Source organism: Cupriavidus lacunae (assembly GCF_003353055.1).
Lineage (GTDB): Bacteria > Pseudomonadota > Gammaproteobacteria > Burkholderiales > Burkholderiaceae > Cupriavidus > Cupriavidus lacunae.
In genome coordinates this window covers 25455-38914 of the sequence record NZ_QKWJ01000033.1, presented here as the reverse complement: position 1 = coordinate 38914, position 13460 = coordinate 25455, and the positions used below count along the sequence as shown (strand labels likewise).

Below are 13460 nucleotides of genomic sequence, written 5' to 3'. Positions count from 1 at the left end.
TAGATTGTAAATATTGTTCAAAAAATTTGATGTTTCTCGGGCTGTACGAGGCCGCGGGGACGTAAGGTCATCGTTTCCCCCTTTTCTACGAATTGGGGCTCTTTGTGATCCCGTCCCTGGCTCCATAGTCGACAAGCGTCGAATCCCAAGCTGGCCGCTTCGGCAAATTGTGGGTATCCGGGGACGTGAAGGCCATGACGTGAAGGCCAGGGGATCGCCGGCCGATTCGAGGATCCCGAGATGTCGCCGGGCCGATCGACCATACCAAAGGTTGATTGGTTTATCAGACGCTTTGTGAAGATACTCAGGGAAAGCCAGTTCATCCGGCATCCCACATCGTCGTGCAGAGGAGCAGGAACCATGACACACGGCACCGCACATATTGGATCGACGCCCTATTGCACGAACATCGTCGTATCCGGCCACGCAATCACGTCCGATGAACCCCACGCTCTCGGCGGGCAAGGGGCGGGACCGGCCCCCTACGATCTATTGCTTGCAAGCCTTGGAGCGTGCACCGCCATCACGCTCAAAATGTATGCCGAACGCAAAGGTTGGGCCCTTGAGTCGCTCGATGTTTCCCTGCGGATTGTCGGGACGGACGAGCGGCGAATCGTGCGGACGCTTGTGATCAAGGGCCTGGAGGACAGCCAGAAAGCGCGTCTGGCGGAAATTGCCGAGCGCACGCCCGTTACGAAGACGTTGAAATCCGGGTTGCCGATCGAAACTCGCCTCGCGTGACGCCGATCTGGTTCACACAAACCACCTCCAGGCTTCCCGAAGCTGACGGCTCCTGGCAATGAATCCACCGGACACCGCTCTCGAGGGGAGAACGCTCATATGATCCAGCAGCACGCAGACGGCGCGGGAGAGCGCAGGCACCAGATATTCCCGGTCCTGACACCGATCCAGGTTGAGGCGGCACGCCGGTTCGCAAGCGGTCCGCCGCGGCATTTTGCGGCGGGTGAGAGCATTTCGAGGGCTCCGGGGTTTCCTACTGGGCGTCTCCAATCGAAGCCCGCTTGTGTGCTGGAAAGGAAATCGCTCTTGTCGGCGGCGGCAACTCGGCTGGCCAGGCGATCGTATTTCTCGCGCCACACGTGAAGAGACTGCACGTATTCGTCCGGCGAGACCTGTCGGAGACGATGTCTCGCTACCTCATCGACCGCATCTCGGTATTGTCCAACGTAGAGATTCATGTCGGTACGGACCTGACCGAACTCGCCCCCAATGGCGGCACGCTCGCCAGCGCCACGGTTCGCGATTGCGCCAGCGGCACCTCGACACACTACGATATCGGCCACCTGTTCCTGTTCATCGACGCGACGCCGCATACCCGCTGGCTCAACGACTCTGTTCAGACGGATGACAAGGGCTTGGCGGATCGGCCTCATCGCTCGAGACCAGCATGCCTTGCGTTTTTGCAATCGGCGACGTCCGCGCTGGCTCGACCAAGCGAGTCGCCGCTGCAGTCGGCGACGGAGCCGCTGCCATCGCCCAAATCCACAGTTACCTCAGCAGACTGACCAAGGAGGGGGTATGAGCACCTGTAACCATACGGATACGATCTGTGATGTCGTGCCAAGCGCTCTGGGTTGCGAAGAATGCCTCAAAGTGCGCAGCCCGTGGGTACATCTTCGGCTGTGCCGAATCTGCGGTCACGTTGGCTGCTGCGATAACTCTCCCCTCAAGCATGCCCGCGCGCATTTCGAGAAGACCGGACATCCAATCATTGAGGGATATGACCCCCCTGAGGGTTGGGGGTGGTGCTACATCGATCGGGAAGAGGTCGCGCTCCCAGACCAGACGCCGCAGCGAGGACCCATCCCGCGGTTCGTCTGACGAAGGCGCGTCGCGACCGGTACCATGAATTCAATCTAGCTTGCCCCCTTCGTGACAAGCACCGCATCATTCCGATAGAGCTCCGGGAACATTGCCTTCAGGCTGGCGATCTTCGGCAGGTCGTTGATTACGATGTACGGATAGGTGGGATTATTGACCAGGAAGTCCTGGTGATAGTCCTCGGCGGCATAGAAGCCCTTGTAGTCTTCGATGCGGGTCACGATGGGCGCCCGATAGGCCCTGGCGCCATCGAGCTGGGCGATATACGCCTGGGCGATGGACCGCTGCTCCGGCGTCAGCGGGAAGATCGCCGAGCGATACTGAGTACCGTGGTCTGGACCCTGGTAGTTCAGTTGGGTGGGATTATGCGCGACCGAGAAGAAGATCTGCAGCAGCTTGCCGTAGCTGATCTGCGCGGGGTCGTACCGGATCTCGACCGATTCGGCGTGACCGGTCGAGCCGGTGCCCACCCGCTCATATTGCGCGGTGCTCGCCGCGCCGCCGGCGTAGCCGGATGTCACGCGCGTCACGCCGCGTACATGCTCGAACACCCCTTGCACGCCCCAAAAGCAGCCGCCCGCGAAAACCGCGGTCTGGCTGCGGCTGGCGCCCGGCTTTTCGTCGACGCTTGGGGCGGGGATCTTCACTGCGGCTTCGGCGGATAGCACTGGCCTGGCGACGCCGGCAACCAGTGCCGCCAGCATCGCCAGTCCGGCAAGCTTGGCGGTGGTGGGGCGGGTCCAGCGTTGCAGCATTGCGATGACTTTCATGGTCAGCCTCTCTGGAAGTGTTTGACTCAGCCGAACGTGAAGGCAAAGGCCTGCACGCCGGGATCGAGGAATTCGATGGTGAAGGTCCGGTCGCGGATGTCGCCGCCCTGGCGGACCAGTTGATAGAGGCGTTGCTCCGTCACCGTGCCGCTGCCGTCGGCAGCCACGTCGGTGCCGTGCGAGGTGCCCGGGGCCTTGCCGTCGATCGTCACGCGAAAGCGAACGGGCTTGCCATCCGGCGACGGGCCGAGCACGAGGTGCAGGTCGCGTGCGTGGAAGCGATAGACGATGCGTCCACTGACGCGCTCCAGGGTCGCCTCTTCCTCTCTGACCTTCCAGTTGCCGGCCAGGCCCCATTGATTGAGTGCAAGCTCCGCGGGCGCACTGTAATCCTTGGACTGATCCTGCCTGGCGCCGCCGGCGGATACGAAATTCTCGGCGCGCGCATAGCCGACATAGGTCTCCGGAGAACGCATGGCGTCCTTGTCGGCAGCCATTTCCACGCCTTGTGCCGTCACCGTCTGCCGGATGGCATTGGCATCCGGGCTGGTCTCGGCCATCGCCACTTTGGCCACGTCCGGGTGCCCGGCTTCCGCCAGCAACTGGCGGATCACGGCCTCCGATTTTTCGTACTCGCCTTCGCCGAAGTGATGGAAACGCACGCGTCCCTGGGCATCGATAAAGTAGTGCGCCGGCCAGTAGTTGTTGCCGAAAGCGCGCCAGATCGCGTAGTTGTTGTCGATGGCGACCGGGTAGGTCACGCCGAGGTCGCGCGCAGCTTTGCGGACGTTGTCGATATTGCGCTCGAAGGCGAACTCAGGCGCATGCACGCCGACCACGACCAGGCCCTGGTCACGATACTTCTCGGCCCAGGCCTTCACATAAGGCAGGGTGCGCAGGCAGTTGATGCACGAGTAGGTCCAGAAATCGACCAGTACGACCTTGCCACGCAGCGCTTCGGCACTGAGCGGTGGCGAGTTGAGCCATTGCACCGCACCGTCGAGGCCTGGGAAGCGGCCTTCCACGGGCAGTGCGGCCGGGTGGTCCGCGGCGCGCATCATCATCGAGCCATCCTGGGCAGGCTTTCCGGACATGATGGTCGGTTCCGCCGGCATTGCCGTGGCGCCGCCGCCATTGCCCCTGGGTGAGAGCTTGTCGACCAGCCGCTGTTCGAGCCCGCCCGTGGCCACCGTCGAGATCTGCGTCAGCACGCCGGTATCCAGTCCCAGCGCAATCGCGCCGACGCCGGCCAGCATCGCCGCGCCGATGCCGCGCCGTATCCATTCGCCGGCACCGAGCGAGCGCTTCATTGTGGCAAACACGCGCCCGCCGATCAGCAGTGCGATGGCCAGCGAGGTTGCCGCACCGGCTGCATACGCCAGCAGCAGCAGGGTGGTGCCGAAGCTCGCGCCCTGCAGCGCCGCGCCGGTCAGCACCAGGCCCAGGATCGGGCCGGCGCACGGGGCCCACAGCAAGCCGGTGGCGATGCCAAGCAGGAAGGACGAGGCGGGGCGGCTCGTGCGGCCGTCGGTCTGGGCGAAGTTCGACAGGCGGCTGCCCGCATCGACCAGCGGGCGTGTCAGCCGCTCGGCCAGCCCCGGCAGCAGCAGTGTCAGGCCGAACACGGCCAGCAGCACGATCGCCAGCCAGCGTCCGTACTGGTTGGCCTGGGCGACCCAGCTACCGCCGACGGCGGCCAGCGTGGCCACGCCGGCGAAGGTGACGCCCATCCCGGCCAGCAGTGGCAGGCCACTGCGCACGAAGGGCTGGTCGGCGCGCGCGAAGACGAACGGCAGGACCGGCAGGATGCAGGGGCTTAGGATCGTGAGCGCACCCCCAAGGTAGGAAAGAATCAGGAGCAGCATGGCGATGGGTCCGATCAGGCAGGAGGCAGGCAGGAATTCGAGACAAATGCGGCGCAAATCAGGCAGAAGCCGGGCGGAAGGTCATGGCCACGCCGTTCATGCAGTAGCGCAGGCCGGTCGGCTTGGGACCATCGTCGAACACATGGCCCAGGTGGCCGCCGCAGCGGTGGCAATGCACAGCCCTGCGCACCATGCCGAAGGAGCGGTCGTCCGTGGTGCCCACGGCATCGGCCAGGGGCGCCCAGAAGCTTGGCCAGCCGGTGCCGCTGTCGAACTTGGTGGCCGACGAGAACAGCGCGAGCTGGCAGCCCGCGCACGAGAAGATGCCCTTGCGATGCTCGTCGTTGAGCGGGCTGCTGAAGGGCCGTTCCGTGCCTTCCTGGCGCAACACGGCATACTGGCTCGGGCTGAGCTTTTTGCGCCATTCGGCGTCTGTCAGCGTAAATTCGAAGGTCTCGGGTGGCTTCGCCGTGGCTTTGCCGTCTTCGCCCGCCAGGGACTCGGCGTTCAGCAGTCGCCAGCCGCCCACGGCGGCCAGCGCCGCGGTCAGCGTGCCGCCCGATAGCAGGAAGCGTCTCGTGATACGCATGGTGAACTCCAGACTCGAAGTGGTATCCGGATGGTAGGCGCCTGCCCGTATCGGAGTCCTCGCCAAACCTTAAACAATTCGTGATAACTGCTCTGGCAGATTTCTGCACAATAGAGCCAACTCCGAGTCACCACTGCGCCATGGACCGCCCCAAACGCATCCTTCTCGTCGAGGACGACGTCGGCATTGCCAACGTCCTCGCCATCCATCTGCGCGATGAGCGCTATGAGGTCGTCCATAGTGCGGACGGCGCGGAAGGACTGCGGCTGCTGGAGCAGGGCGGTTGGGATGCCCTGGTGTTGGATCTGATGCTGCCCGGCGTGGACGGCCTGGAGATCTGCCGCCGCGCGCGCGCCATGACCCGCTACACGCCCATCATCATCACCAGTGCGCGTTCCAGCGAAGTCCATCGCGTGCTTGGGCTCGAACTCGGTGCCGACGACTACCTCGCCAAGCCTTTTTCGATGCTGGAACTGGTGGCGCGGGTCAAGGCGCTGCTGCGCCGCGTAGAAGCGATGGCGCGCGACGTGCGGGCCGATGTCGGCAGCCTCGAACTGGCTGGCCTGAGCGTCGATCCACTCGCCCGCGAGGCCGTGGTCGATGGCCGGCGGCTCGACCTCACCCCGCGCGAGTTCGACCTGCTGTACTTCTTTGCGCGCAATCCCGGCAAGGTGTTCTCGCGCATGGATCTGCTCAACGCGGTGTGGGGCTACCAGCACGAAGGCTACGAGCACACCGTCAACACCCATATCAACCGGCTGCGCACCAAGATCGAGGCCGATCCCGCCCAGCCCCGGCGCATCCTGACAGTCTGGCGCCGCGGCTATCGCTTCGTCGCCGATCCTCACGCTGGCGAGGCTGCCGACACCGGAGCGGCATCGTGAACCTTTCCCTGACCCAGAAGCTGGCGGGCGTCTTCGCGGCCTTGCTGCTGGCCTGCTGCGGCGCCTCGGCGTGGCTGCAGGTGCGCGCCAATGCGATGCACGAGAAGGAGGTGGTCCAGGATATCTCGCGTGGACTGGCCGCCTACATCGCGCGCATGGCATTGCGCGAAGACCAGAGCGCGCTCGAACCGGTGGCGCTGCGCAGGCTGTTCGGCGAGCTAATGGTGGTCAATCCAAGCGTCGAGGTCTATCTGCTCGATGACCAGGGGCGTATCCACGGGCATGACGCGCCGGCCGGACATCTGGTGCGGGACCGTGTCGATCTGGCACCCGTGAAGAAACTTATCGGCGGTGGGGCATTGCCGATCCTCGGCGACGATCCGCGCAGCGCTTCGGCTCGCAAGGTATTCAGTGCCGCGCCATTGCGGCAGGGGGGCTACATCTATGTGGTGTTGCAGGGCGAGGCGCATGACAAGCTGGCCGCGCAGGCGTCGCGCAATGCAGTGATGCGGACGACGTTGTGGTCGATGGCGCTGGTGGCTGCGCTCGGCCTGGCCGCCGGACTTGCCGCGTTCGCCCTGATCACACGCCCGCTAAAGCGCCTGACGCTGCGGATCAGCCAGTTCGATTCGGGCGGTGGGCACGTGGTCCGCGCCGATCGTCCGCCGGAGTCCACGTCAGGCGACGAGATTGCCGCGCTGGATGCCGCTTTCTCCCAGATGGCCGGCCGCATCGACACGCAGTGGCGCGCGCTCGCGCAGCAGGACCAGGAGCGGCGCGATATGGTTGCCAATATCTCGCACGACCTGCGTACGCCGCTGACCTCACTGCACGGCTATCTGGAAACGCTGTCGCTGAAGGCCGACGTGCTCAGCAGAGAGGATCGCCAGCGCTATCTGGATATTGCCCTGGCCCAGAGCGCTAAAGTCGGCAGACTGGCACAGGCGCTGTTTGAACTTGCACGCCTCGAACACGGCATGGTGCAGGCGGCGCCGGAGGACTTTTCAATGGTGGACCTGGCCCAGGACGTACTTGAGAAGTTCGCCTTGCCGGCCGAGGCCAAGCAGCTTCAGTTGCGCGCCGGGGTGCCGCCGGTCTTGCCCGCTGTGAGGGCCGACCTCGGGATGATCGAGCGCGTGCTGACCAATCTGCTCGACAACGCCATCCGCCATACGCCGGCCGGCGGTACCGTGGAGGTGGACCTGGCCGCTCAGGACGGCAAAGTGGCAGTCACGGTCCGCGATACCGGCCCTGGCATACCGCCGGCCTTGCGCGAGTCGATCTTCCAGCGTCCGTTCCCGTCGGGTGGTGCACACCGTGGCGGGGGCCTCGGACTCTTGATCGTGCAGCGTATGCTGCAACTCAATGGCAGCCAGGCGCGACTGGTCGATAGCCCGGTGGGAACCACGCTTTGCTTTGTCCTGCCGGCCGCATCCAAAGGGTCTGGGCTTGCACTTCGTGCCGCTAGCCTGTGAGGCATTGCCCATGCGCGGGAGCGACCAGAGCGCCTCATGGTTCAATGAGTTTCTTGACCCGCTCAGGTCTGAGGGGATGGCTGTTCCAGCCTCAATCGGTGCCGTCCTGGGCCTTGGCCAACCAGCCGATCGCGAGTGACGGCTTTTAAGGCCAGTTCCGTCATCGAAAATCTCGGTGCGACCGACCCATCCAGTGGCTATGCATGGCGGCGCCCCTATATCAGCACGGCATTCTTCGGTCGAGATGCAACTTTGGCCTGCGCACTAGGGGGCGTCTCTTGCCGACCCGGAGCCGCCAGTCGTTATCCTCGGAAGCGGACCTTCGAATGCCCAACCCATCGAGAACCTCGCTACTCGGCTCCGTGCAACAATCTGGATTTTTCGAGTGAGGATCGACTTGAGCCATGACTGAACATCGCTGCAGCAGGTTGGAAATTAGAAGGCTGTCGCCGCCCGAATGGATGCAGGCATACCCTGTCATCGCTCAACTTCGGTCCCTTGAAGAACCCGAATTCCTGGAGCGGACCCGCCTGCAATCGTACTCGGGCTACGAGCTTGTGGCAGCATTCCATGATGGGAAGATTATCGGAGTGATAGGCATGAGACCCGTCCACACCTTGGCGCGCGGGGCACACCTTCACATCGATGACCTCGTGGTGGATGCGACGGGCCGAGGGAGTGGTGTTGGCCGATCCTTGATGGAATATGCCGAAGCCGACGCCCGTGCTCGTGGTATGACCGCGATATTTCTTGACGCGCGGCCGGACGCCGTTCCGTTCTATGAGCGAGAGAACTATGTGCTACACCCCGCACCATCAATGAAGAAGGTTCTGTTGCCTTAAGGCAAGCCGGCCACGGTCAACGCGATTCGCCCACGTCTTCAGCCTGTAAATTGTCAAGGATTTGCAGCCACTGCGGAAGGTCCGCTCCTGGCCGGCAGGCGACGACCGCGATCGACGGGCGGCCGCCGTACCCGGTAGGAAAATCCCGGGGCAGTCCACAAGATCCTCAAGACGACTGGCCGCAACGCTTGTTGCATTCGCGGCCTCCCTGGACGCGGAAGATGCTGATCAGTACGCCGTAAAGCTCCAGGACTTGTTGATCGCCACGCCATTCCGCGCACCGGCGAAAGTCGCTGTGTAGGTGCCGGCAGCGATGGGCTGCGTGGGGAGCAGAAATACCACGCCTCGATACAGGCTCGCGTCTTCGATAGCCGAAGCAAGCGAACCGGGCCTGGATTCAGCAGGCACCAGGATGCGTGCGGGCACGGAGTTGCCGCCAGGTCCCGTCAGGATGAAGTTCGAGACCGTCAGCACGTCAGATGGCTTTTCAACGTTGACGCGGAACATGATCGGGGGACCGGCTCTGGCCAGATCCGGCGCTGGGTTCGGGATCTCGTCAGCAGGAATGAACAGGCCGAGGACTTTGGTATTGGCGGCTGGGTAGTGGGCGCCAGTGCCGGGGGGCAGTTGTTGGCCGCCCCATTGGGCGAGGCCATAGCCGCCGGCTCCGGCCGCGGTCATCACACCAAAGTTCGCCACGCAGTAGTTGTCATGCATGGCCAGGCCGATGGTTTCCTGGTTGCTGGTAATCCCTTGCAGGTGGTAAACCGAGTTCGTCATCGCACCAAGGCAGCGGGCAAGCTCGCCGCTATAAGCATTCTGCCCAACCCATTGCCGATGCGAACCGCCGACAGCAAGCACTTGCTGGTACGGATCGGCGCTTGTGAAACCAGGATTCCCCGGGATCTCCGTGTGGCTCATCACCGCATTGAACTTCATATACTCAAGGTGGTTTTCCGCCGCAGCGTCCAGGGCGGCGTCCTGCCGCAACGCGCCTACACCCATTGCGACGCGCAGGGCGTTGAGCGCATTGAAGAACTCGAGGCGCGGGTCGGTTCTGGAGTAGGTGGATCTGGGCGCGATCGCGGTGGGACCAGAAGAAAACGGCTCCTTCCCGATGGTCCGCGTGCGTGGCGTGATTGAGGCGATGGTTGGAGGGGTGGCACCAGCGGTACCAATGCTGGAGCTGACCGCGACGAATGCAGACATCGCGGCGACTGCGAAGAGACGCTTTTTCACGTTTTCCGGTTTTTTGAGGTCTGTATAAGCGGAGCCAGCGATCCGCGTGTGACCCTGGCAAATCCGCTTCCGGAGGCTTAACGCGATATTGCGAAGATTGGTGGACAGGGCTGCGCGCCTTGGAGGCAGCAAGCTTGGGGGGAGTGAATAGGGTGCGCCGCCAGTGCCCACGCAAAGGCAAGTACCGCTCAGATTCCCGAAGGCGATCGCTGACGTCGCCATGCAAGCATGGCCATCTCGCCGCCCCGGTGCGCGTACCCCCGGAAAGTGGGGTAAACAATGCTTGGGTCGGGCCGTTTACTGAGTCAGAAGGGAGCGCGCAGGGGAGGGCATCCTGGCATCTGGCGGGATCCCTGTTTAGACGTCTCGCAACATGCTGTGGAATGAAATTATGTTTTTAATCAAATGGTTATCTGTAACGTAATTATTAATTACAATGCCCGACGGGATTGTCAGCCATAGCTGGCACTCAACAAGATCCTCCCGATAGAGATCGTTGAGTCTGCCGCTTCATGCCCCATCAATCACCAAAGCCCCGAACGCTGTTCATTTGAGACATCCCCTCTCGTATGCTTCGATCCATTCGCTCCAGGATTCAGGTCATTTCCACCGGCATCGTTGTGACCGCACTGGCGCTGACCGCCGGTACGACGTATGTCATCGTCCGTCACAGCAACCTCGAAACGATTCAGCAGAACCTCGATGCCATCGCGGCCGGCCATGCACTGGCTCTCGATGAGTGGGTGGCAGCAAAAGCTACGATGGTGGCTGCCGCTGCAGACCAGATTGCGCCTGGCGACCCACAGGGCATCGTTCGCCAACTGCAAAGAGCCGGCGCATTTCCGGTTACCACGGCAGGATGGAAGGACAGGTCTTTTGTCGCCAGCAAGGAGCACATGCCGGAAGGCTTTGATCCGACCGCCCGCCCCTGGTACAAGGAAACCGTAGCGGCAGCGAGGCAAATTGTGTCCACGCCCTACGCCGATGCAGCAAGCGGCAAGCCCTTTGTATCGTTTGCCGCACCGATCCTGCGCAATGGCGCATTGGAGGGCGTGGTATCCGCAGTAGTGTCTCTGGAAGGGGTTCGCGACGTCGTTGCCGCAGTGCATCCGACACCGGAAAGCCTGGGATTTGTGGTTGGCAAGGATGGCAACATCCTGGCACACCCCCAGGAGAAGTACGTCCGGAAACCTGCGATTGAGCTGTCGTCGGCTTTGACGCCGGCAACGCTGACCTCACTGACGAGAGAGACGAAGCCACTTGAGGTGGAACTGGATGGCGCGCCAAGCCTATTCATGGCACCGACTGGCAACTGGTAGTTGCTCTCGACAAGGCCGAAGCCACCGCAGCCCTGAACGACGTGATCAAGGCATCGGCCATCGCCATTGTGCTGCTGGCAGCCGCCGCTGCGGCGTTGAGCGGCGTGCTGACCGCGCAAGCCTTCCGCCGGCTATCCGGCGTGCGTGACGCGATGCATGAGATTGGATCCGGTGACGGGGATCTGACTCAGCGTCTGCCTGCCATCGGCAGTGACGAGGTGACGCAAATTGCGACGTCCTTCAATACCTTTGTCGAAAAGCTTGGAGGGGTGTTGTTGCGGATTCGCAATGGCAGCGAGTCCATCAAGATTGCTACCAGGGATATCGAAGCCGGCAATCAGGATCTGTCGCGCCGCACCGAAATGGCGGCCGGCAACCTGGAGGAGACGGCTGCTGCGCTGTCAGAATTGACTGGCTCGGTGAGCAGGTCGGCCGAAGCGACGGTACAGGCCACACGTCTTGCAACGTCCGCCAGTGAGGCAGCAACGAGGGGTGGCAGGGTTGTTTCCGATGTTGTGACGACGATGGACGACATCGCGCAGTCTTCCGCAAGGATCGTGGAGATCATTGGCGTCATCGATGGCATCGCCTTTCAGACCAATATCCTGGCACTGAATGCAGCAGTTGAAGCGGCGCGAGCCGGCGAGCATGGGAAGGGCTTCGCGGTGGTTGCGAGCGAAGTGCGTAGCCTGGCCCATCGATGCGCAACCGCAGCCAAGGAGATCAAGGCGCTGATCGAGACGTCTGAGGTCAGCGTCAAGTCGGGAGCTCAACGTGTTCAAGTAGCGGGTGAGGCCATGACCGAAATCGTTGACGGCATTCGTCGAGTGACTTCGATCATCGCGGAAATCAGCACGTCCATGGGCGAGCAAGCCACCGGCATCACTCAAATCAATCAGGCTGTTGAGGAAATGGGGCAGGCAACGCAGCAGAACGCCGCGATGGTGGAGCAGGCTGCGGCGGCTTCCTCACTCCTGAACGAGCAGGCCTACACGTTGGCGGAAGCCGTTGCTGAATTCAGGCTTGGTGCAGAGGCGAGGGGCACGTAACCAACCACCATCGCGACCGCCCCCGGTCAGAAAGCCATTCAAGGCTCGCGCAAGGTCAGAAGCCGCACGCTCTCAGGTCTCGTTTGCCCGAGTGCCACGGCGTTCGGAAGCAGCGGGAGGCACAGGCGGGTCAGTACGTTGCCCGGTGGCATCTCCACAGCGAGCCGCATGTCGCAGGCTCGCGCCAGCAGCATGGTCTCGTGCCACCGCACAGGCAGCGCCATATTGCGGGCCAGATCCGCCGTGATGCGCGACGGGTCCCGCAGTTCCCTGGCCGCGCTGGCGCTGAAGTAGCGCAGCAAAGGGCGCCGAACGCTGACGCCTGCGAAGGCCTGCGCGAGCGCCTCGGCCGAGTCATTGAGCAGGGCGCAATGCGACGGCACAGAAATCGCTACCCGCTTTGCTTCCCGCGCGCCGGCTGCCTTCGACAGCTCGGTAACGCGAGCCATCGCGGCGTCTGCACCGGCGATCACGAACTGCATCTCGGCATTGTGGTTGGCGAGATAGACCGGCAATGCGGGGCCGTGGACGGCCGCAACGATGGCCTCCAGCGGGCCGCGTTCGAGGCCGAGGATTGCCGTCATGCCATATCCGCCGGGATAGGCGTCTTCCATCAGCTTGCCGCGCAGGGCGACCAGGCGCACTGCCTCGCCAAACGGCAACACGCCGGCCACTACCGCCGCCGCGTAGGCGCCGATGGACAGCCCGGCCACGGCGTCGGCGCGCGCACCGTCATCGAGCAGGCAGCGCGCGCTCGCGACGCCAGCAGTCAGCAGGCACAACTGTACTGCCACGGTCGAAGCCAGGCGCGGCGCGTCATCGAGCGACAGAATGTCGTAGCCCAGAACTTCGCTCGCTTCGGCCAGCGTTTGCGCGACTGCCGGATGCTCCGGCAGTGCATGCAGCATGCCGGGACGTTGCGCGCCCTGGCCCGGAAACGTCAGCAGCACGCCCATGGCGATTGCCAGGGATCGGCGCACAGGACCGGCCCTGTGTCCGTCTTGAGCAGTACGCGACCCCCGGTGCGCAGCCGCTCGCGCAGTGCGAACGCGCCATAGGGGGTTGCGACCTGGATATCGAGCCGGGCTTCCTCGCCTGCCTCCAGCAAGGCGCTGAGTGCCTGCAACTCAGCCTGCGGCAGGGGCTGGGCTGATACGAGCAACAGATCGACGTCGCTGTCGGCATGTAGCACATCGATGCCGCAAGCCAGGGCGAAGCCAACGGCACCCGTCACGCCCCACTGACAACTCAGCGCATCGAGCCGGGGTGCCAGCCGCGCCAGCGTACGGAGGGCCGGGATTTCCGCGCGGCGCGGATGCAGGTGCCAGCGCGCCTGGGTGGCAATATCCATGGGGGTGACGATCTTCGCGCACTGTGCGGCAGGAAGCCAGGCGGCATGGCGCTGCGACCGGAGCATGCCGCGCAGGCCGATGGGGATGCGGCCATCGGGCGCGCGATCGCGCCGCACGACCACCGGGGCCCGCGCCAGCCATGCGGCACCGACCCAGTCTGGCAACGCTGCCTGCGCGGCGAACGCCTCAGGGTCGCTTAGCCAGATCAGGTCGTGTGGCTGGGGTGCGCCCATG

The 13460-nt window shown here is 63.5% G+C and carries 12 protein-coding genes and 1 pseudogene; 7 read left to right on the top strand and 6 right to left on the bottom strand.

Features of this window, described 5'->3' with window-relative positions; translation table 11 throughout:
* The first annotated feature begins 360 nt into the window (after positions 1-360).
* The 3 genes from DN412_RS23495 (at position 361) to DN412_RS23485 (ending at position 1842) form a co-directional block, all read left to right on the top strand.
* Entirely contained in the window at positions 361-741 is a 381-nt protein-coding gene (locus tag DN412_RS23495) for an OsmC family protein (RefSeq protein WP_115213771.1), read from the top strand.
* Positions 742-1145: 404 nt separating this feature from the next.
* Entirely contained in the window at positions 1146-1526 is a 381-nt protein-coding gene (locus DN412_RS23490; protein ID WP_244222760.1) for an NAD(P)/FAD-dependent oxidoreductase, read from the top strand.
* Between the two features lie 13 nt (positions 1527-1539).
* Positions 1540-1842 carry a UBP-type zinc finger domain-containing protein gene (locus tag DN412_RS23485; protein WP_115213770.1) on the top strand — a complete coding sequence of 101 codons (303 nt, stop codon included), beginning with the start codon at positions 1540-1542 and terminating at the stop codon, positions 1840-1842.
* Positions 1843-1877: 35 nt separating this feature from the next.
* Here DN412_RS23485 and msrA read toward each other — a convergent pair whose 3' ends face one another.
* Genes msrA through msrB form a run of 3 tightly spaced genes read right to left on the bottom strand, consistent with a single transcriptional unit; the run spans position 1878 to position 5066 of the window.
* A complete protein-coding gene (gene msrA, locus DN412_RS23480; protein ID WP_115213769.1) occupies positions 1878-2612 on the bottom strand; it encodes a peptide-methionine (S)-S-oxide reductase MsrA in 735 nt (244 codons plus the stop codon).
* Between the two features lie 26 nt (positions 2613-2638).
* Positions 2639-4477, bottom strand: coding sequence for a cytochrome c biogenesis protein DipZ (locus DN412_RS23475; RefSeq protein WP_115213812.1), 1839 nt, complete (start codon positions 4475-4477; stop codon positions 2639-2641).
* 58 nt (positions 4478-4535) lie between these two features.
* A complete protein-coding gene (gene msrB, locus DN412_RS23470) occupies positions 4536-5066 on the bottom strand; it encodes a peptide-methionine (R)-S-oxide reductase MsrB (protein ID WP_115213768.1) in 531 nt (176 codons plus the stop codon).
* A gap of 140 nt (positions 5067-5206) precedes the next feature.
* Here msrB and DN412_RS23465 point away from each other — a divergent pair, with 140 nt between their 5' ends.
* The 3 genes from DN412_RS23465 (at position 5207) to DN412_RS23455 (ending at position 8267) form a co-directional block, all read left to right on the top strand.
* Positions 5207-5950, top strand: a complete 744-nt coding sequence (locus tag DN412_RS23465; RefSeq protein WP_115213767.1) for a response regulator transcription factor — start codon at positions 5207-5209, stop codon at positions 5948-5950.
* Positions 5947-7425 carry a sensor histidine kinase gene (locus tag DN412_RS23460; protein ID WP_115213766.1) on the top strand — a complete coding sequence of 493 codons (1479 nt, stop codon included), beginning with the start codon at positions 5947-5949 and terminating at the stop codon, positions 7423-7425. Before DN412_RS23465 ends, DN412_RS23460 begins: the two co-directional genes overlap by 4 nt.
* 404 nt (positions 7426-7829) lie before the next feature.
* Positions 7830-8267: a GNAT family N-acetyltransferase gene (locus DN412_RS23455; RefSeq protein ID WP_115213765.1), complete on the top strand. Its 438-nt coding sequence runs from the start codon at positions 7830-7832 to the stop codon at positions 8265-8267.
* Between the two features lie 228 nt (positions 8268-8495).
* Here DN412_RS23455 and DN412_RS23450 read toward each other — a convergent pair whose 3' ends face one another.
* A complete protein-coding gene (locus DN412_RS23450) occupies positions 8496-9506 on the bottom strand; it encodes a CAP domain-containing protein (protein WP_244222759.1) in 1011 nt (336 codons plus the stop codon).
* A gap of 569 nt (positions 9507-10075) precedes the next feature.
* Between DN412_RS23450 and DN412_RS23445 the strand changes: the two are divergent.
* Positions 10076-11874 (top strand): annotated as a pseudogene (locus DN412_RS23445) (methyl-accepting chemotaxis protein).
* A 38-nt stretch (positions 11875-11912) separates the two neighbouring features.
* Here DN412_RS23445 and mdcH read toward each other — a convergent pair.
* Both mdcH and DN412_RS23435 read right to left on the bottom strand, forming a co-directional pair.
* Positions 11913-12830 carry a malonate decarboxylase subunit epsilon gene (mdcH, locus tag DN412_RS23440; RefSeq protein ID WP_115213763.1) on the bottom strand — a complete coding sequence of 306 codons (918 nt, stop codon included), beginning with the start codon at positions 12828-12830 and terminating at the stop codon, positions 11913-11915.
* Entirely contained in the window at positions 12815-13459 is a 645-nt protein-coding gene (locus tag DN412_RS23435; protein ID WP_115213762.1) for a malonate decarboxylase holo-ACP synthase, read from the bottom strand. The genes mdcH and DN412_RS23435 overlap by 16 nt, the downstream gene beginning before the upstream one ends.
* Position 13460 lies beyond the last annotated feature (1 nt).

Excerpts from the sequence above, each read along its gene's own strand:
- DN412_RS23495 (WP_115213771.1), top strand. The coding sequence starts at position 361 with ATGACACACGGCACCGCACATATTGGATCGACGCCCTATTGCACGAAC.
- DN412_RS23490 (WP_244222760.1), top strand. The coding sequence starts at position 1,146 with ATGTCTCGCTACCTCATCGACCGCATCTCGGTATTGTCCAACGTAGAG.
- DN412_RS23485 (WP_115213770.1), top strand. The coding sequence starts at position 1,540 with ATGAGCACCTGTAACCATACGGATACGATCTGTGATGTCGTGCCAAGC.
- msrA (WP_115213769.1), bottom strand. The coding sequence starts at position 2,612 with ATGAAAGTCATCGCAATGCTGCAACGCTGGACCCGCCCCACCACCGCC.
- DN412_RS23475 (WP_115213812.1), bottom strand. The coding sequence starts at position 4,477 with ATGCTGCTCCTGATTCTTTCCTACCTTGGGGGTGCGCTCACGATCCTA.
- msrB (WP_115213768.1), bottom strand. The coding sequence starts at position 5,066 with ATGCGTATCACGAGACGCTTCCTGCTATCGGGCGGCACGCTGACCGCG.
- DN412_RS23465 (WP_115213767.1), top strand. The coding sequence starts at position 5,207 with ATGGACCGCCCCAAACGCATCCTTCTCGTCGAGGACGACGTCGGCATT.
- DN412_RS23455 (WP_115213765.1), top strand. The coding sequence starts at position 7,830 with ATGACTGAACATCGCTGCAGCAGGTTGGAAATTAGAAGGCTGTCGCCG.
- mdcH (WP_115213763.1), bottom strand. The coding sequence starts at position 12,830 with ATGGGCGTGCTGCTGACGTTTCCGGGCCAGGGCGCGCAACGTCCCGGC.
- DN412_RS23435 (WP_115213762.1), bottom strand. The coding sequence starts at position 13,459 with ATGGGCGCACCCCAGCCACACGACCTGATCTGGCTAAGCGACCCTGAG.